Origin of the sequence: Nocardioides sp. N13(2025) (genome assembly GCF_051912545.1) — a bacterium.
Lineage (GTDB): Bacteria > Actinomycetota > Actinomycetes > Propionibacteriales > Nocardioidaceae > Nocardioides.
On record NZ_CP196809.1, the window covers coordinates 3,352,384 to 3,369,549 of the forward strand.

15 protein-coding genes are annotated in these 17,166 nt (G+C 71.9%); 7 read left to right on the forward strand and 8 right to left on the reverse strand.

Annotated elements, in window-relative coordinates:
• Nucleotides 1–292: 292 nt before the first annotated feature.
• The 4 genes from ACS3YM_RS16250 to ACS3YM_RS16265 form a co-directional block, all read right to left on the reverse strand.
• Nucleotides 293–2,515, reverse strand: coding sequence for a prealbumin-like fold domain-containing protein (locus ACS3YM_RS16250; RefSeq protein ID WP_439937471.1), 2,223 nt, complete (start codon nucleotides 2,513–2,515; stop codon nucleotides 293–295).
• A gap of 242 nt (nucleotides 2,516–2,757) precedes the next feature.
• Nucleotides 2,758–3,696, reverse strand: a complete 939-nt coding sequence (locus ACS3YM_RS16255) for a glutathione S-transferase family protein (RefSeq protein WP_439939910.1) — start codon at nucleotides 3,694–3,696, stop codon at nucleotides 2,758–2,760.
• Between the two features lie 71 nt (nucleotides 3,697–3,767).
• On the reverse strand, nucleotides 3,768–4,838 hold the full coding sequence (hisC, locus tag ACS3YM_RS16260) for a histidinol-phosphate transaminase (RefSeq protein ID WP_439937472.1): 1,071 nt from the start codon (nucleotides 4,836–4,838) through the stop codon (nucleotides 3,768–3,770).
• A gap of 9 nt (nucleotides 4,839–4,847) precedes the next feature.
• The gene (locus ACS3YM_RS16265; RefSeq protein ID WP_439937473.1) at nucleotides 4,848–5,408 is read right to left on the reverse strand and encodes a VanZ family protein; all 561 of its coding nucleotides are present in this window, start codon (nucleotides 5,406–5,408) and stop codon (nucleotides 4,848–4,850) included.
• A gap of 44 nt (nucleotides 5,409–5,452) precedes the next feature.
• On the opposite strand from ACS3YM_RS16265, the gene ACS3YM_RS16270 reads away from it, so the two are divergent.
• From ACS3YM_RS16270 to ACS3YM_RS16295, 6 genes are read left to right on the forward strand one after another with little or no spacing between them, the layout of a single operon-like run.
• Complete coding sequence (locus ACS3YM_RS16270) at nucleotides 5,453–5,842, forward strand: phage holin family protein (protein ID WP_439937474.1); 390 nt, start codon at nucleotides 5,453–5,455, stop codon at nucleotides 5,840–5,842.
• Nucleotides 5,843–5,847: 5 nt separating this feature from the next.
• A complete protein-coding gene (locus ACS3YM_RS16275) occupies nucleotides 5,848–6,348 on the forward strand; it encodes a low molecular weight protein-tyrosine-phosphatase (RefSeq protein ID WP_439937475.1) in 501 nt (166 codons plus the stop codon).
• Nucleotides 6,348–7,211, forward strand: a complete 864-nt coding sequence (locus ACS3YM_RS16280) for a fructosamine kinase family protein (RefSeq protein ID WP_439937476.1) — start codon at nucleotides 6,348–6,350, stop codon at nucleotides 7,209–7,211. The genes ACS3YM_RS16275 and ACS3YM_RS16280 overlap by 1 nt, the downstream gene beginning before the upstream one ends.
• A 51-nt stretch (nucleotides 7,212–7,262) precedes the next feature.
• Nucleotides 7,263–7,883, forward strand: coding sequence for a UdgX family uracil-DNA binding protein (locus ACS3YM_RS16285; RefSeq protein ID WP_439937477.1), 621 nt, complete (start codon nucleotides 7,263–7,265; stop codon nucleotides 7,881–7,883).
• Nucleotides 7,884–7,922: 39 nt separating this feature from the next.
• Complete coding sequence (locus ACS3YM_RS16290) at nucleotides 7,923–8,618, forward strand: response regulator transcription factor (RefSeq protein ID WP_439937478.1); 696 nt, start codon at nucleotides 7,923–7,925, stop codon at nucleotides 8,616–8,618.
• Between the two features lie 59 nt (nucleotides 8,619–8,677).
• Entirely contained in the window at nucleotides 8,678–10,066 is a 1,389-nt protein-coding gene (locus ACS3YM_RS16295) for an ATP-binding protein (RefSeq protein WP_439937479.1), read from the forward strand.
• Nucleotides 10,067–10,117: 51 nt separating this feature from the next.
• On the opposite strand, the gene ACS3YM_RS16300 is transcribed toward ACS3YM_RS16295, so the two are convergent.
• The 4 genes from ACS3YM_RS16300 to ACS3YM_RS16315 all read right to left on the reverse strand — a co-directional run bounded on the left by ACS3YM_RS16300 (nucleotide 10,118) and on the right by ACS3YM_RS16315 (nucleotide 15,685).
• A complete protein-coding gene (locus tag ACS3YM_RS16300; protein WP_439937480.1) occupies nucleotides 10,118–11,398 on the reverse strand; it encodes an anthranilate synthase component I family protein in 1,281 nt (426 codons plus the stop codon).
• Nucleotides 11,395–11,955: an anthranilate synthase component II gene (locus ACS3YM_RS16305; RefSeq protein ID WP_439937481.1), complete on the reverse strand. Its 561-nt coding sequence runs from the start codon at nucleotides 11,953–11,955 to the stop codon at nucleotides 11,395–11,397. The genes ACS3YM_RS16300 and ACS3YM_RS16305 overlap by 4 nt, the downstream gene beginning before the upstream one ends.
• Before the next feature lie 21 nt (nucleotides 11,956–11,976).
• Complete coding sequence (locus ACS3YM_RS16310; protein ID WP_439937482.1) at nucleotides 11,977–13,668, reverse strand: sulfatase-like hydrolase/transferase; 1,692 nt, start codon at nucleotides 13,666–13,668, stop codon at nucleotides 11,977–11,979.
• A gap of 121 nt (nucleotides 13,669–13,789) precedes the next feature.
• Nucleotides 13,790–15,685 (reverse strand): anthranilate synthase family protein, encoded by a 1,896-nt coding sequence (locus ACS3YM_RS16315; RefSeq protein ID WP_439937483.1) that lies wholly within the window; start codon nucleotides 15,683–15,685, stop codon nucleotides 13,790–13,792.
• A gap of 206 nt (nucleotides 15,686–15,891) precedes the next feature.
• Here ACS3YM_RS16315 and ACS3YM_RS16320 point away from each other — a divergent pair, with 206 nt between their 5' ends.
• Nucleotides 15,892–17,082, forward strand: a complete 1,191-nt coding sequence (locus ACS3YM_RS16320; protein ID WP_439937484.1) for a hypothetical protein — start codon at nucleotides 15,892–15,894, stop codon at nucleotides 17,080–17,082.
• The last annotated feature ends 84 nt before the right edge of the window (nucleotides 17,083–17,166 follow it).

The following is a 17,166-nucleotide window of genomic DNA, read 5'->3' on the forward strand; positions in this document are numbered from 1 at the left end:
TGCCCCCAGAGCTGCCGGCCGTGACCGCCGTACGCCCCCAAGACGCACGGCACACTGGTCTCGTCGAGAAGGTTCGCGGGCAACCGCACGCCGGCAGAAGACCCTCGGCGGAGGCACTGGACTACCTGCGACAGGCCTTGACCAAACCTTCACCCCAGTGCCCGGATAAGCCCGCTGAGGACCAGACCACTTCCTCACGCTCGCGCCATTCCCCAAACAGGGGAAATCCGTGCAGACACAGCTCCGGCGCCGACGAGCCCGTGGGGAACCCGTCGGCGCCGGAGCGCCTCTCTCAGAGGCTGGTGGCCCGCAGGCCGGTGTCGGGCAGGACCTCAGGGGCCTCGCACAACGCCGGGATGCGGAGCTTGTCGAGCCTGGTCGATCCCACCTTCAGCGTGACCCTCGCCCGGGCCTCGCCATGGGTGACGAACTTCTTCCTGGCCAGCGACTTCACGGCGATCTTGTGCACCTTCTTGCCCACGCCCAGCTTGTAGGTGACGGTCTCGCCGGAGCGGTTGCTGAGCTTGGCGCGCACCGTGCCCTGGCAGCTGGCCTTGACGGACCCGACCGCCTTGCCGAAGGACTGTGCGGGCAGCACCTCCGCCATGCACACGACCACGGTCTCGGTGTCGGTCGTCGCGTCCGCGGACTCACGGGCGATGTTGGGATAGCTGGTGCACTGTCCCGCCGTGCTGCTCAGTGTGCGCGTGTAGGACTTCACCAGGACCGCGTGACCGGGAGCCGCCCAGACGTCGTCCCAGTCGAGGGTGCCGAGGTCGACGGGGGCGCCACCGTTGAAGGTGTCGGTGACCGTGGTCGTCTCGTCGGTCTTCTGGTCGATGGCGTAGGCCGACTCAGCCTTTGCGCTGACGGTGTACGCCGCACCCGCGGTGTCCTGCGGGTAGACCGCCGCGTCCCACGTGGCGGTCGCCGTCGTGCTGGCCGGGTCGGCCGGCGACGCGCCCGGCGCGCAGGTGTAGGCGTACGAGCCGGGTGTCGCCCCGACCGTCACCTGGAGCCCTGCGGCTGCCGACTCGTCGGTGGCGGCGATCGTGCAGGCGCCCGCGCCGGCCAGGGAGGCCGACAGGGTCACGAGCATGCTGCGCTCGTTGGTGTGGGAGACCCCGAGCGTGCCGCGGACCTCGAAGCCCGACCTCGCCGGCGGTCCGAGCGCGGTCACGCCCACGCCGTAGGTGAAGGTCGCGCTGCCGCCGACGGGTACGTCGGCCCGGTTGACGTCGACCGACTTGGTGACCTGCCAGGCGTAGTCCACGTCGTAGGTCGCGGTGACCTTGTTGGTGATCGCGGGAGCCTTGAAGACCAGCGGGTCGGTGAAGACCGCCGGCAGGCCGACGCTTCCCACTCCGTCCTTGCCGACGGTGACGTGGTGGACCGTGTCGTCCAGCAGGTAGCCGTCGGGAGCGTCGGTCTCCGTGATCGTGTAGTCGCCCGGCGCGGCCGGGTCGATGATGACGATGCCATCAGCGCTCGAGTCGGGGTCGTTGGCACCGCCGTCGGTGACGACGTAGGGGTCCGTCCCGCCGCCCGGGAGCGGGTTCGGCGAGATCGAGAAGGTCGCGCCACCCACCGCGTCACCGAACTGGTCCACCTTGTGGATTTCGAGCGCACCACAGGTGTTGCCGACGTCGACGGTGACCGCGTCCACGTAGTCCTTCAGCGCCGACTCGTTGGCGTTGCCGGTGAAGGTGCGGATGTTCATGGTGCCGAAGTTGCCGCCGAGGCACGTGATGTCCCCGCCGCCCATCCTCAGCAGCGTGGTGAAGTTGAAGGCGCCTTCGCCGAAGTGGCCGTCCTCGCCGGTCGTGCCGGTGAAGGGCACCGCGTCGGCGTCGACCTCGCACCATCCGGCGTCCGGGCTGTAGCCGCTGACCTCGGTGCAGCCGGGGCCCCAGCGCGACGAGTCGACCTCGCGCCAGAAGTAGGCGCTGGTCAGCTGGAAGGCGCTGTTGCCGTCCTGCTCGAAGCGCACCATCACGTCGCGGACGGAGCGGTCGGGTGCGTACGAGCTGCTGTTCTCCAGCTGGTTGAACTCGATGTCGAAGTTGGTGACTCCGCTCGTGGTCAGGCGACGGAAGCCGATGAAGCCCCAGATGTCGTCGTCGACGATGGCGTCGTGGACGTAGACGTCGGAGATGTCGTCCTGGTTGGGCGCAAGTCCGGTGCCCGTGACCCAGGTCGACGGGTTGTCGAACTCCTTCGAGCCCCCGCTGAAGGTCGAGGTGTCTGCGTTGCCGACCGGGTCGGTGGCATGGCTCCCCGTGCTGGCCCAGTCCTTTCCTCCCCCGTCGACCGGGGTGTTGCCGTCGATCTCGAACCCGGCCACGACGGCCGCACCGGCCGAGGTGGTCGTCGCGGCCTGGACGGCGATGGTGGGCAGCACCAGGGCTGCGGCGGCGAGCCGGCCGATCCTCCGGTGGCCCCTGTGGAGGCCGGTGCGGGCCTCCTCTGTCTTCGTGCGGGCGCGACTGCCACGCCCCTTGCGTGTAGTTCCCACTGTTTTCCCCTGACGAGCGGCCCATGACGGACCAACCGGAGCCACCCACCCCCTGTGGGCGGCCTTGGACCTGTCCACGTTGCGCCCGCGGGGCATCACCCAGCGGGCCTGGGCCGAAGTGGCGGACAACCTCGGGGTGTCCTTGACCGAAACTCGATGCTGGCGACCGGTTAGGGGTGGACCAGGGCGCGCGCGGACCAGACCGGCGTACGCAGGTCGCGCCGGAGGCGGGGGTCGGCTCGTCAGCCCCGACCGTGCGGGGTCAGCCAGCCGGAGGTGTCCGGCCCGGCGGGCACGACCTGGGTGGGGTTGATGTCGGTGTGCACGACGTAGTAGTGCTGCTTGACCTGCTCGAAGTCGACCTCGTCGCCGAAGCCCGGGGTCTGGAACAGGTCACGCGCGTAGGCCCACAGGTGCGGCATCTCGGTGAGCTTGTTGCGGTTGCACTTGAAGTGGCCGTGGTAGACGGCGTCGAAGCGCACCAGGGTGGTGAACAGGCGTACGTCGGCCTCCGTCAGCCGCTCGCCCATCAGGTAGCGCCGGTCGGCGAGGCGCTCCTCGAGCCAGTCCATCGCGGTCCACAGCCGCTCGTAGGCGTCCTCGTAGGACTCCTGCGAGCCGGCGAAGCCGCAGCGGTAGACGCCGTTGTTGACCTCGGTGAAGACCCGCTTCATCACCTCCTCCATCTCCTCGCGGAGGTCGGACGGCCACAGGTCGGGTGCGTCGGGGCGCTGGTGCTCGCGCCACTCGAAGAACAGGTCGTGGGTGATCTGCGGGAAGTCGTTGGTCACGACCTTGCCGGAGGCGACGTCCACGATCGCCGGCACGGTGATCCCGCGCGGGTAGTCGGGGTCGCGGGCGAGGTAGGCCTCCTGCAGCCGCTCGATGCCGAGCACCGGGTCGCGCCCGCCTTCATCGAGGTCGAAGGTCCAGCTGTCCTCGTCGTGAGTGGGACCCGGGGCGCCCCACGAGATGACGTCCTCGAGCCCGAGCAGCGTGCGCACGATGATCGACCGGTGCGCCCACGGGCAGGCGCGGGCGGCGACGAGGCGGTAGCGGCCGGGCACGGCGTCCCAGCGCGGCACGTCGCGCGGGCTGTCCTTCGACCCGCTCGGGAACGCGTCGTCGAGCGGGTCGGCCGACCGCTCCCCCGCCAGGATCCGGTCGGGGAGGTAGGACATGTCGCGCTCGTAGGGCTCGCCCTTGGTCGTGTAGCCGTCGCCGTCGTTCACGCTTCAACCATATAGACGCCTCAGGGGGCGAAGCGGGCGGCCACCTCGACGACGCGGTCAAAGGCCTCGGCCTCGCCGATGCTGACCCGTACGCCGTCGCCGGCGAAGGGCCGCACCGAGATCCCGACCTCACCGCAGGCCGCGGCGAAGTCGAGAGCGCGCTCGCCGAGCGGGAACCACACGAAGTTGCCCTGCGCGTCGGGGAGCTCCCAGCCCACCTCGCGCAGCCGCGCGACGAGGTCGGCTCGCCGCTCGACGAGGTCGTCGACGCGCGCGAACAGCTCGTCGCGCGCGGCGAGGGAGGCGATCGCCGCGGCCTGGGCGACGTGGCTGACACCGAACGGCAGCGAGACCGCACGCAGCGCCGCGGCGAGCGGGGCCGGAGCGACGGCGTACCCGACCCGGAAGCCGGCGAGGCCGTAGGCCTTGGAGAAGGTGCGGGTCAGCACGACGTTGGAGTGCGCGCGGTAGGTCGCGATCCCGTCGATGGCGTCGTCCATCCGGACGAACTCGAGGTAGGCCTCGTCGACGACGACCACGACGTGCGGGGGGACCTTCGCGATGAAGGCGTCGAGCTCGGTCTGCGTGACCGCCGGACCGGTCGGGTTGTTGGGCGTGCAGACGATGACGACCTTGGTGCGGTCGGTGATCGCGGCCGCGATCGCGTCGAGGTCGTGCCGGCCGTCGGTGGTCACCGGCACCTGAACGCTGCGCGCCCCGCCGGCCGTGACGGCGATCGGGTAGGCCTCGAAGGAGCGCCACGCGTAGACGACCTCGTCGCCGGGCTCGCAGAAGGCGTTGACGAGCTGGTAGATCAGCGCCACCGACCCGGTCGCCGCGGCGAGGTCCTCGACCGGCACGCCCATCGCCTCGCCGAGCGCGGCGTAGAGCGCGGTGCTGCCCATGTCGGGGTAGCGGTTCATCTGTGCCGCCGCCTCGGTCGCCGCCTCGAGCACGCCGGGCAGCGGCGGGTAGGGGTTCTCGTTGGACGACAGCTTGTAGGAGGTCAGCCCGGGTCGGGCGACGGGCGGCTTGCCGGCGACGTACGCAGGGATGGCGAGCACGTTGGGCCGGGGCTGGGGGCTGGTCATGGCTCGACCTTAGTGAGCCGCTCTCCGGCCCCGCCACGGCCTCACCACCGGCAGCAGCACCAGCCCGATCACGAAGCCGATGCCCGCCCCGACGACGTTGTCGACCATGTCGGTGACGTCGCACGCGCGGTCGAGCCGGGCGAGCTGGAGCTGGGTGAGCTCGATCGCGAGGCTGTACGCCGCCAGCGCGGCGAGGCCGAGCGGCGCGAGCACCACCCCGGACCACCAGCGGCCGACGGCCAGCACGAGGAACATGCCCGCGGGCACGAACAGCAGCACGTTGAGGGTGCGCTGGTCGAGTCCGAGCACCTCGAAGGCCGCGCCCGAGGGCCCGCCGTAGTCCCACGAGCACGACTCGCTGCGGGCGTCGGCCGGCACGATCCCGACGTCCGAGCGCGTCGGCACGAGCGTGACCAGCGCGATCGCGACGAGCGACCACAGCAGGCCGGGGACCGCCACCGCGGACGCGGTGCCGAGCCGCCGTCGGACCGCCAGGCCCAGGAGGACCGCGACGACGCCTGCGGCCAGGGCGCCGAGCACCATCACTGCCGTGCCGCCGATCGTGACCACGCGGGCGAGGGTAGCCGGTGGGTCGACTTGGCTAAGGTCGCCGCATGAGGTTCGTGACGTGGTTGCTGACGTATGCCGCCGGGCTGGCCGTGGCCGCCCAGCTGCTCGACGGGATCTGGTTCGACGGCCCGAAGAACGGGCAGGCCGAGCTGCAGGAGAAGATCCTGCCGCTGCTGCTCGTCGCGCTGATCCTCGGGCTGGTCTCGACCTTCGTCGAGCCGGTCGTCAAGCTGCTCTCGCTGCCCTTCATCATCCTGACGCTGGGCTTCCTGCTGCTGGTCATCAACGCGCTCATGCTGATGCTGACCGCCAAGCTCGCCGACGCCTTCGACCTGGGCTTCCACGTCGACGGCTTCTGGAACGCCCTCGTCGGCGCGCTGATCGTGACCGTCGTCGGCTGGGGCGTGCGGCTGGCACTGCCCTCGCGGGACTGAGGCCCGTGCAGCAGCTCCCCTCACCCCGGACCCCCGGCCGCTACCGCATCGCGCTGGTCTGCCTCGGCAACATCTGCCGCTCACCGATGGCGCACGTCGTCCTGGCGCGCCGGCTGGCCGACGCCGGCCTCGACGACCGCGTCGAGCTCGCGTCGTCGGGCACCGGCGGCTGGCACGTCGGCAACCCGATGGACCGCCGCGCCGCGGCCACGCTCACGGCCGCCGACTACGACCCGAGCCGGCACCGCGCCCGGCAGTACGACGCGACCTGGCCCGAGGCGTACGACGTGGTGCTCGTGATGGACGAGACCAACCTCGCCGACGTGGGCGGGCGGACGGAGCGCATCGGCCTGTTCCGCGACCTCGATCCGATCGATCCGGGTGGCGAGGTTCCGGACCCGTACTACGGTGGGGCCGACGGGTTCGAGGAGGTGCTGGCGATGGTCGAGCGCACGAGCGATGCGATCGTGGCTGCCCTGCCCGGCGCGCTCGAGGGCCCGGCCTGATGGCTCGCCAGCCACTGGTCGCCAAGCGGGCCGAGGAGCTCCTCGGCTCGTCGGTCGTCGCGACCTCCCCCGTCGCCGGCGGCGACATCGCCACCGCGACGCGCCTGCGCCTCTCCAGCGGCCAGACCGCGTTGATGAAGACGCTGCCCCACTCACCGGAGGGCTTCTTCGAGGCCGAGGCCGCTGGCCTGCGCTGGCTCTCCGAGGTCGAGGGTGGCGTCCCGCTGCCCGAGGTGCTGGGCGCAGCGAGCGACTGCCTCATCCTGGCGTGGGTCGAGCAGAGCTCGAAGACGCCGCCCGAGGCGGCCACGACGTTCGGCCAGCAGCTCGCGACCACGCACCGCGCCGGCGCCGACGACTGGGGCCTGGACCACGACGGGTTCATCGGCAGGCTGCCGCTGCCCAACAAGACCGCCGGCTCCTGGCCGGAGTTCTACGCCGTGCGTCGCCTGCTGCCCTACCTCAAGCTCGCGCGCGACCGCGGCGCGATCGCCGAGTCCGACGCGGCCGTGGTCGAGGCGGTGGTCGGCCGGCTCACCGAGCTCATCCCCGACGAGCCGCCGGCCCGGCTGCACGGCGACCTCTGGAACGGCAACTGCCTCTGGGGCCAGGACCTCGCCATCCACGTCATCGACCCGGCGGCCTACGGCGGCCACCGGGAGGTCGACCTGGCGATGCTGCACCTCTTCGGGCTCACGCACCTGCCGCGGGTGATGGCGGCGTACGACGAGGCGCACCCGCTCGTCGAGGGCTGGGAGGAGCGCCTCGGCATCCACCAGCTCTTCCCGCTGCTCGTGCACGCCTGCATGTTCGGCGGCGGCTACGGCGCCCGGGCGGGGACCGTCGCCGCCCGCTACACCTGAGTCACCCGTCGGGCTGGTCCGCCACGCGCCCCGCCGCGGCATGGTGGACGGATGGCCGAGCCGACCGATGCCACGCCGTGGGTCCCGGAGTCGCGGGACCTGGCCGATCTCGCGTCCGCCGCGCACGACTGCAGGGGGTGCGAGCTGTGGGAGCCGGCGACCCAGGTGGTGTTCTCGGCAGGTGACGCCGGGGCCCACATCGTCCTGGTCGGCGAGCAGCCGGGGGACCGCGAGGACGAGCAGGGCGAGCCGTTCGTCGGACCGGCAGGGCGCCTGCTCGACGAGGCGCTCGACGCCGCCGGCATCCCACGCGAGTCGGCGTACCTCACCAACGCCGTCAAGCACTTCCGGTTCGAGCCCCGAGGCAAGCGCCGCATCCACGCCAAGCCCGAGCTGCGGCACGTCAAGGCCTGCCACCCCTGGCTGGACGCCGAGCTCGAGGCGGTGGAACCGCGCGTCGTCGTGGCGATGGGCGCGACCGCGGCCCGTGCGGTGCTCGGCCGGACGGTGAGGATCGGCGAGTCCCGCGGGCACCTCCTGGAGGAGCCGGACCACGTCGTCGTCGTCACCACCCACCCCTCGGCGGTCCTGCGGCTGCGCGGGCGCGACGGCTACGACGAGGCGTACGCCGCCCTGGTGGCCGACCTGCGGCTGGCGGCGCCCTTCGCGTGATCTCAGGTTCACCTCAGGCCCGGCTGGCATCCTTGGCTCGTGACCGACTCCAAGCCCCGCGTGCTGGTCGTGGACGACGACCGCGCGGTGCGCGACTCGCTGCGCCGGTCGTTGGAGTTCAACGGCTACGACGTGTCCCTGGCCAGCGACGGGGCCGAGGGCCTGGTCGCGATCGGGTCGCAGCACCCGGACGTCGTCGTGATCGACGTGATGATGCCGCGGCTCGACGGGATCGAGACCACGCGTGCCCTGCGCGCGGCCGGCAACGACGTACCGGTGCTGGTGCTGACCGCGCGCGACGCGGTCGGTGACCGCGTCGAGGGCCTCGATGCCGGCGCCGACGACTACCTCACCAAGCCCTTCGCGCTCGAGGAGCTGCTGGCCCGGCTGCGCGCCCTCCTGCGCCGCGTCGTGCCCGGGGACGAGTCGGACGGCGAGGTGCTCACCTTCGCCGACCTCACCATGGACGTCTCGAGCCGCGACGTGTCGCGCGGCGGGCGGCCGATCGAGCTGACCCGCACCGAGTTCACCCTGCTGGAGATGTTCCTGAGACGGCCGCGGCGGGTGCTCGACCGGTCCTTCATCCTCGAGGAGGTCTGGGGCTACGACTTCCCGACGAGCGCCAACTCGCTCGAGGTCTACGTCGGCTACCTGCGCCGCAAGACCGAGGCGGAGGGCGAGCCGCGGCTGATCCAGACCGTGCGGGGCGTCGGCTACGTCCTCAAAGAAGCATGAACACCCCACGCCGTTCTCCTCCTCCGCTGCGCTCCCCCGAACAACGCCGCGGGGACCCCGTGAGCTCGTCCGAGTGGCCCCCGGGCCGGTGGCACTACCGCAGGTCCCTGGCCTCACGCGTCGCGGTGCTCACGACCGTGGCCGTCGGGCTCTCGATCACCGTGCTCGCCTTCACGGCCTTCGTGGTGATGCGCCAGCAGCTGATGAGCTCGCTCGACCAGTCCTTGCTCAACCGCGCGCACAAGGCGACCGCCGACTCCGCGCTGTCGGAGATCACGGCGCGCGGCGTGCCGCCGTGGGTGCTGGGCGCCGCCGACGTCCGCATCATCTACATCAGCCTCGACGGTCCCCCGAGCGGCACCGACATCCCGCACTTCTCGCTGGGCCGTCCGGAGTACGACGTGGTCACCGGGCAGCGTCGGTCCGCCGTGCGGACCCTGGTCACCGAGGAGGGCGAGCGCTTCCGGGTCGCGACCGTGAGCGCCGGCAGCGGCCAGGCGCTGGTCCTCGCCCAGCCGCTCGCGCCCAACGACCGCACGCTCGAGAAGCTCGGCGGGGTGCTGTTCGTGTTCGGCGCACTGGGGGTGCTGACCGCGCTCCTGGCGGGCTGGCTCGTGGCTCGCAACGGCCTGAGACCCGTGCGCCGCCTGACCTCCGCGGTCGAGCGGATCGCCGTCACCGAGGACCTGACGCCGCTCCGGATCGAGGGCGACGACGAGGTGGCTCGCCTCGCGACGGCGTTCAACCAGATGCTGCTGGCGCTCGGCGCCTCCCGCGACCGGCAGCGGCGGCTGGTCGCCGACGCGAGCCACGAGCTGCGTACGCCGCTCACCTCGCTGCGCACCAACCTCGACCTGCTGCGCCAGGCCGAGGGCAACAGCGCGCTGCCCGCCGAGGCACGGCTCGAGCTGCTCGACGACGTCCGGGCCCAGATCGAGGAGCTCAGCGCGCTGGTCGGCGACCTCGTCGAGCTCGCGCGCGACGAGCCGACCACCCGCACGGTGGCGGAGGTCGACCTCGCGGAGGTCGTGGAGCGGGCGGTGACGCGCGTGCGTCGGCGTGCCCAGCAGGTCTCCTTCGACGTCGCCCTCGAGCCCTGGTCGGTGGTCGGCGACTCCAGCAGCCTCGAGCGGGCGGTGACCAACCTGCTCGACAACGCCTCGAAGTGGAGCCCGGCGGAGGGCACGGTGACCGTGCGCCTCGCGCAGGGCGTGCTCACCGTCGACGACGAGGGCTCGGGCATCGACGAGGCCGACCGGCCGCACATCTTCGACCGGTTCTACCGGTCCGAGGAGTCCCGCGCGATGCCCGGCTCCGGCCTCGGGCTCGCGATCGTGCGGCAGGTCATCGACCGCCACGGCGGCCGGATCGAGGTGTCGCGAGCACCCTCCGGCGGCGCGCGCTTCGCGGTGTGGCTGCCCGGCGTCGCCGCTGTAACGCCGGGTTAGTGCTTGTACCCACCCCCCTGCATCAGGGTGGGTACAGCTGGTAAACCGGCGTTACAGGGGCTGGTCGAAGACCCGCAGCAGCCGCTCGGCCTTCCACTCCGACTCCGCCCACTCCTCGGCGACGTCGGACTTCACCGTGATGCCGCCGCCGGTGCCGAGCGTCCACGTGCCGCTGCCGTCGGTGGTGAGGGAGCGGATGACGACCCCGAGGTCGGCGGGACCGTCGCCGCTGATCCAGCCGAACGCGCCGGCGTACACGCCTCGCGGCGTGGCCTCGACCTCCTCGACGATCTGCATCGTGCGCAGCTTGGGCGCTCCGGTCATCGAGCCCGCGGGGAAGAGCGCGCGCAGCGCACCCACGGTCGTGACGTCGTCGCGGAGGTGGCCGCGCACCGTGGAGACCAGCTGGTGCACCGACTCGTAGGACTCGACCTGCATCAGCGCAGGCACCTCGACCGACCCGACGTCGCAGACCAGGGACAGGTCGTTGCGGAGCAGGTCGACGATCATCAGGTTCTCGGCCCGGGTCTTCGGGTCGCTCGCCAGCCGCTCGCGGTGGGCCTCGTCCTCCGCCGCCGTGGCGCCGCGCGGGGTGGTGCCCTTGATGGGCTTGGTCTCGAGGTGCCGGTCGGGGGTGACGAGGGCGTACCTCTCCGGCGAGCTCGACAGCAGCCACGCCCGCGCGTGGTCGACGTCGTGCTGGAGGAGGCCGGAGTACGGCGCCGGGTTGAGCTCGCGCAGCCGGAGGTAGGCCGACACGGGGTCGAGGTCGGACTCGCGCGTCAGGCGGTGGGTGAGGTTGACCTCGTAGGAGTTGCCGGCGTGCAGGTGCTCCTGGACGCGCGCGAAGGCGGCGGCGTACTCCTCCGGGACCGGACTTCCCGAGCGTGTCGCGAACTTCTCGAGGTGTGCACGCCCCTCGAAGTCGGGGTTTCCCCGCATATGCGGGGAAACCACAACGGGAGAAGGGTCGTGCTCGAAGACCCGCACCGCGCGCGGGCGCATCCAGACGGCGTCGGGGAGGGCGGGGTCGGGCTCGGCGGGGAGGTCGGTGCGCGCGGCGTAGCCGAGGTAGCCGAACCACTGCTCGCCCGGCTGCATGCGCTCCTCGAGGACCGCGAAGACGTCGTCGCCGACGACCTCCGACGCGCCGCCCGAGTGGGCGGTGACCTCGCGCCGCGCGGCGGACCAGGACAGGGACACGTCGTCGTCGGAGAGCCAGCCGATGATCGAGCGGCGCCCCGACCACTCGCGGGCACCACCCCCGTCGAGCCAGAAGCAGCGCCTGTGGCGAGCGGCGACGTCGCGGAAGAAGGTGACCGGATCGCTCATGCCAGGAAGTTCCTGATGAGCGCCTCGCCCTGCTCGGAGAGGATCGACTCCGGGTGGAACTGCACGCCCTCGAGCGGCAGCTCGCGGTGGCGCACCCCCATCACCACGTCGTCCTCGCTCCACGCCGTGGCGACCAGCTCGTCGGGGAGGGCGACCGCGCCGAGCGAGTGGTAGCGGACTGCGGCGAAGTCCTGCGGCACGCCCGCGAAGACGCCGGCGCCGTCGTGCCGGATGCGGGCGACCTCGCCGTGCGCCGGGGCGAGCCGCGCCACCGTGCCGCCGTACGCCGTCACCAGTCCCTGCATGCCCAGGCACACGCCGAGCACGGGGCGGGTCGCGGCCTGCAGCACCGCCGTGCCCACGGCGAAGTCCGCGGGCGAGCCCGGGTGCCCGGGCCCGGGCGAGAGCACGACGTGCGAGTGCCGCAGCACCTCCTGGGGCTCGACCTCGTCGTGCTGCACGACGCGCGGCAGGACCCCGGTCACCCGCGCGACGAGGTGCACTAGGTTCCACGTGTAGGAGTCGTGGTGGTCGACCACGATCACGTCCGGCGTCACGCAGGGAGGTTAGTGCCCCGGCTACTGGGTGACGGTGCGGCAGGCGTCCGAGACCGGCTGGTCGCCCTTCTCACGGCACCCGTCGAAGGCAGCGAGCTTGGCCATCAGCAGGGCGACCTCGTCGCGGTGCCTGGCGCTCGCGAAGGCGTTCTTCCTCTCGTAGCGGTCGTGCCTGTAGCTGTAGAACTCATAGCTCCACGAGGTCTTCCGGCGCCGCGGGTCGAGGTCGAGGCGCGCCAGCAGCGCCGTCCTGCTGCGCACCGCGGTGTAGGACGGGATCCGGTCGAGCTCCGAGCCGCTGAACGCCGCGTCGGGGTCCCCGCCCGTCAGCGTCTGCTGGGTGTGCTCGAGGAAGGCGTAGGACTTCCGGACCAGCGCGGGCTGCGCCAGCGTCGGGACGAGCGAGAGCCCGCTGCGCCAGGGCGCGGGCAGCAGCCCGGCCAGCTCCTCGAAGGTCGGCGCGAGGTCGATGTTGCTGGTGACCTCCTTGCGCGGGCCCGGCACCACGCCCGGTCCGGTGACCAGCAGCGGCACCCGCACGTCGGTGTCGTACGGCGTGCCCTTACCGCGCCCCAGGCCGTTCTGGCCGAGGTGGAAGCCGTTGTCGGAGGTGAGCACGACGTAGGTGTCGGGACCGACCGAGCGGAGGATCTCCGTGACCAGGCGGTCGGCGGACTGCGCCATCCGCGCGCGGTCGCGCAGGTCGCGCACGGCCGCCGCGGCGGACAGGGTGGGGACGGTGTTCCAGGCTCGGGCCTGCTTGCCCCGGGCGTTGCGGGGCCGGTTGTCGTCGCGCGCGTCACCGAACCCGGGCAGGTCGGCCAGGGTCAGCTTGCTGCAGGCCACCCGCCCGCAGCCGCGCTCGCCCCGGCGGTCGCGGAACATCGGCGGGAAGAGCGGGTCGCCGGGGTAGTGCGGCTCGGGGTTCACCCGGTTGTGCGGTGCGTAGAGCGCCACCTCGAGGAAGTAGGGCGCGTCGGCGGCCTCACCCGTCGCGAGGAAGTCCATCGCCAGGTCGCCGATCACCGTGCCGGCGTACGCCTTGTCCTTGGCCGCGTCGCTCGCGCTCGCCGAGGGGGCGGGATGCTGGGTCACCTGCATCCGCTGGTTGACCACCGACGTGCTGGCGAAGTCCCACCCGTCGTAGGCCGAGCCGAAGACGGTGTTGAAGGTCGACCAGCCCGGCACCACCGGCGGCAGCGCGCGGCCCGGCGCCCACTCGTACTCGTTGAGGTACTTGCCGACGAAGCCGGTGGTGTAGCCGGCCTCCTGCAGCCGCACGTTGAAGGCGCGCTCGGGGTTGCCGTGGGTGTCGAACGCCGACCAGCCGCCGAGCGTCGAGGTGCCCTGGTGGGAGGTGTTGGTGCGGACGCCGGTCTGGTGCGGGTACTGCCCGGTGAAGAAGCTCGAGCGGGACACGCAGCACAGCGAGTCGGTGACGAACGAGTGCGGATAGCTGGCGCCCGCCTTCCGCATCCGCTGCACCGACCGCATCGTCTGGACGAGGTCCATCGAGAAGTCGTCGAGCATCACCACGACGATGTTGGGTCGCTGCGCCCGGCTCGCCGCAGGCTTCAGCTCGGCGACCGCCGAGGCGCTGCTCGTGGAGCGCGGTGGTCGTACGTCGTCCGGCGGCGCCGATCCGCTCGCCGCCCCGCACGCCGTCAGCGCGAGCAGGCACAGCCCTGCCACCAGTCCCTTGAAGTGCTGCACCCGTCCCCCGTCATGTCCCCGTGTCCCACCAGAGTGACGCGCCACGCCACCCATCGGTTGCGTCCACGCCGAGGACAAATGTCTACCATTTGACTCGACTTTGCGTCGCGCGACCCGCCGGTCAGGAGAGGAGGTCGCGGACGGCCGTGTGGAGCAGGTCGTAGCCGTTCTCGGTGAGGATCGACTCCGCGTGGAACTGGATGCCGCGGAAGTGCGGGCCGACGACCGCGTGGATGTCGCCGGTGGCCTCGTCGGCCTCCACCCGCACGCCCTCTGGGAGCGAGGCGCCGGAGGGGACCCGGCCCACGAAGGTGTTGTAGAAGCCGACCCGCTCGGTGCGGCCGTCGAGGCGGACGGGCGACTGGGTGCCCTGGAAGACGACGTCCTTGTAGGCGAGGTCGAGGCCGAGCCGCTGGCACAGCGTCTGGTGGCCCAGGCAGACCGCCAGGAAGGGCTGGCCCGAGGCCAGGAGGTCGTCGACCGCCCGACGGAAGGCGGCGATCTTGGGGTGGTCGCCCTCGCGCGGGTCGCCCGGGCCGGGGCCGACGATGACCAGGTCGGCGCCCTCGAAGGCACCCGGCGCGTAGTCCTCGTGGCGCACCACGCGCGAGGTCATCCCGAAGACCCCGAGCACGTGGACGAGCATGTTCACGAAGTCGTCCTCGCCGTGCAGGATCACCGCCGACTTCCCGGCGAGCCCGGGGTCGGCGGGCTCGCCCGCCTGGTCGGTCAGCCAGAAGCGAGAGAGCCGCTGGTTGCGCGACCCCAGGGCCAGTACGACGTCCTCGTCACGCGCCAGGTCCGCGATGTCGATCCCGTCGGAGGCAGCGGCCGGGGCCAGGCCGAAGGCGCTGAGGATGCCGCCGGCCTTGGCCCGGGTCTCGGCCACCTCGGAGGCGGCGTCGGAGTCGCGCACGAGCGTGGCGCCGGCGGTGACCTTCAGCTCGCCGGCGAGCGAGACGTCGGCGGTGCGGATCAGGATCGGGCTGTCCATCGTCGGCGTGCCGTCGGGGGCGCGACCGAACAACGCGAGGGCCGCGCCGTAGTAGCCCCGGCCCTCGGGCTCGTAGTCGGCGATCAGCCGGCACGCGTTCTCGACCGGCGCGCCCGTCACCGTGGCGGCGTACATCGTGTCGCGCAGGATCTCCCGGTGGTCGCGGTGCGAGCGCCCGGCGAGGAGGTACTCGGTGTGGATCAGGTGCGTCATCGGCTTGAGGAACGGTCCGAGCACCTGGCCGCCCTCGTGGCAGATGTCGCACATCATCTTCAGCTCCTCGTCGACGACCATGAAGAGCTCGAAGATCTCCTTCTCGTCGGCCAGGAAGCGCAGGAGCCCCGCCTTGAGCTCGTCCTCGGCGAGCCCGCCGACCCGGAAGGTCCCCGAGATCGGGTTCATCCGGACGTCGCCGGAGCGCACGGACACGTGCCGCTCGGGGCTCGCGCCGATGAGGAACCGGTCGCCGGTGAAGAAGCAGAAGGTCCAGTACGCACCGCGCTCGCGCTCCATCAGCCGCCGCAGCACGGTGAGCGCCCGGGAGGCGTCCCAGTCGGCGAGCACCGCGCGGTAGTGCCGGCCGATCACGAGGTTGGCGCCCTCGCCCTGGCCGATCTCGTCGCGGATGATCGCCTCGACCACCTCGGCGTAGTCGTCGTCGCTGGTGGCGAAGCCGCCGCGGTCGGCGAGCTCGACGGGCACGTCCGGGAGCGCGGCGAGCAGGTCGTCGACCGCCACCTCGTGCTCGGTCTCGATGTCCACGACCGTCAGCGGGGTGCCGTCGTCGATCGCCGCGAAGCCGCGCTCGCGCACCTGGCGGAACGGGACCGCGACCAGCCGGTCGGCGCTGCGGCCGGGCGCCGGCGCGCCGGTCTCGAGCGGGATGTCGAGCAGGCTGGCGACCTCGTGGGGGGTGCCGCCGATCAGCCCGGCCGTCGCTGAGGCCTTGCGCCGGATGACCGCCCACGCGCCGTGCCCCTGGATCTGCTCCAGGAGGTCGGCGACGGGAGGGGTCTCGGTCATGGCCGAAACCCTACGGTGACGCGGCGGGGGCCACGCCGGGCGTCTCAGCCACCTTCCACCGCCCCCGACTACGATGCCGCAGGTCCCCAGGGCGTCGCACGCGCCCCGCCCCAGAGATCGGAGTCCGAGTGACCACGCGTGAGGTCGACCGCGCCCCCCGAGCGCCGGAAGCACCGCAGGCGCGCGAGCGACTCCACACATGGGGCGTGCGGGAGGCGGCGGCGTGCTGGCTCCTCCTGCTGACCACGGGCTTCTCGTTCGGCCTCTGGCACCCCTGGCCGGAGGTGACGTGGCCCGCGCCGACGGTGCCGTTCGTCGTCTGGACTGCCGGGGTGGTCCTCGTCGTGTGGGCCGTGTCCTTCGCGCCCTGGTCGCACCGGATCCCGCGGTGGCTCACGATCGTCGCTTCGATCGCCGTCCTGCTGCACTTCGTCGCCTACGACCTGGGCATGCGGGTGGCGCGGGCCCAGGGAGCCGACAACACCGAGGCTATCGAGATCGGCGCCCGGGCACTGATCCACCTCGAGGATCCCTACGCCCTGTCCACGCACACCGGCAACCCGGTCATCGCCCTGCTCGGCGGCCTCATCCTCTCCGTGCCCCTCATGCTGCTGATGGGGTCGCTGTTCCTCCAGCTGACGGTGGCCTGGGCGGGTGGCGTGGCGCTGGCCGAGCACGTCGCACCGCGCGCCGGCTTCGCCGTCGCCGTCCTCATCTCGGCGTCCCCCTGGAGCCGCGGAACCCTTCCCTACCTCAACGACAACGGCCTGACGCCGTTCTTCGTGGTCGTCGCGGGCGCCTGGGGCTACCGCCTCGCGTCGCGCCGGGCAGGCTGGCTTCCGCAGGCGACGTGGACCCTCCTGATGGCGTTCGCGTTGGACTACCGCTGGACGATGTGGGCGATCGGGATCCCCTACGGCGTCCTGTTCCTGCGGCGGTTCGGGCTGCGCCGGACGCTCGCCTGGCTGGTGCCGGTGCTGGTCGCCACGCTCGTGCTTTTCGCCGCGCCGATCCTCTTCCCGAGCGGCGGCTACCTCGACCGAACGATGACGGTGCTGTTCGAGCACACCGCCGGTCCGGGCGGCACGTGGGGATCGGTCGTCCCGATCCTGGCGACCCTCGTCACGCTCTGCGTCTCGTCCTTCTTCGTCCGCTCGCTGCGCGACGTGTGGGCCGTGATGTCGGTGACCCTGATGGTCCTGCTGGCGTCGCTCGCCGCGTTCTGGGTGCCGGAGACCTCGGTCAAGGAGGCGTTCTACCGCTACGAGTTCTACTGGTATATCGGCTGGCCGCTCGTCTTCGGGATCGCCTACCTGGTGACCCCGCGGGAGCGCCCGATTGACGGCACGGAGGCACCCCGACCAGGCGCTGCGGACGAGGCTGCGACTTCGTCGTGAGGGCCGGCGCAAACTATGATGCTGGCGTGCTGACGGGTGTGGTGATGATGTGATCCTGCCCACCGCTTTCGCACTCGTCGCCAC

Bases quoted from the DNA above. Each gene is read 5' to 3' on its own strand.
- ACS3YM_RS16285 (WP_439937477.1), top strand. From the start codon at position 7,263: ATGGCCGAGCCGACCGATGCCACGCCGTGGGTCCCGGAGTCGCGGGAC.
- hisC (WP_439937472.1), bottom strand. From the start codon at position 4,838: ATGACCAGCCCCCAGCCCCGGCCCAACGTGCTCGCCATCCCTGCGTAC.
- ACS3YM_RS16300 (WP_439937480.1), bottom strand. From the start codon at position 11,398: ATGAGCGATCCGGTCACCTTCTTCCGCGACGTCGCCGCTCGCCACAGG.
- ACS3YM_RS16280 (WP_439937476.1), top strand. From the start codon at position 6,348: ATGGCTCGCCAGCCACTGGTCGCCAAGCGGGCCGAGGAGCTCCTCGGC.
- ACS3YM_RS16315 (WP_439937483.1), bottom strand. From the start codon at position 15,685: ATGACCGAGACCCCTCCCGTCGCCGACCTCCTGGAGCAGATCCAGGGG.
- ACS3YM_RS16270 (WP_439937474.1), top strand. From the start codon at position 5,453: ATGAGGTTCGTGACGTGGTTGCTGACGTATGCCGCCGGGCTGGCCGTG.
- ACS3YM_RS16255 (WP_439939910.1), bottom strand. From the start codon at position 3,696: ATGTCCTACCTCCCCGACCGGATCCTGGCGGGGGAGCGGTCGGCCGAC.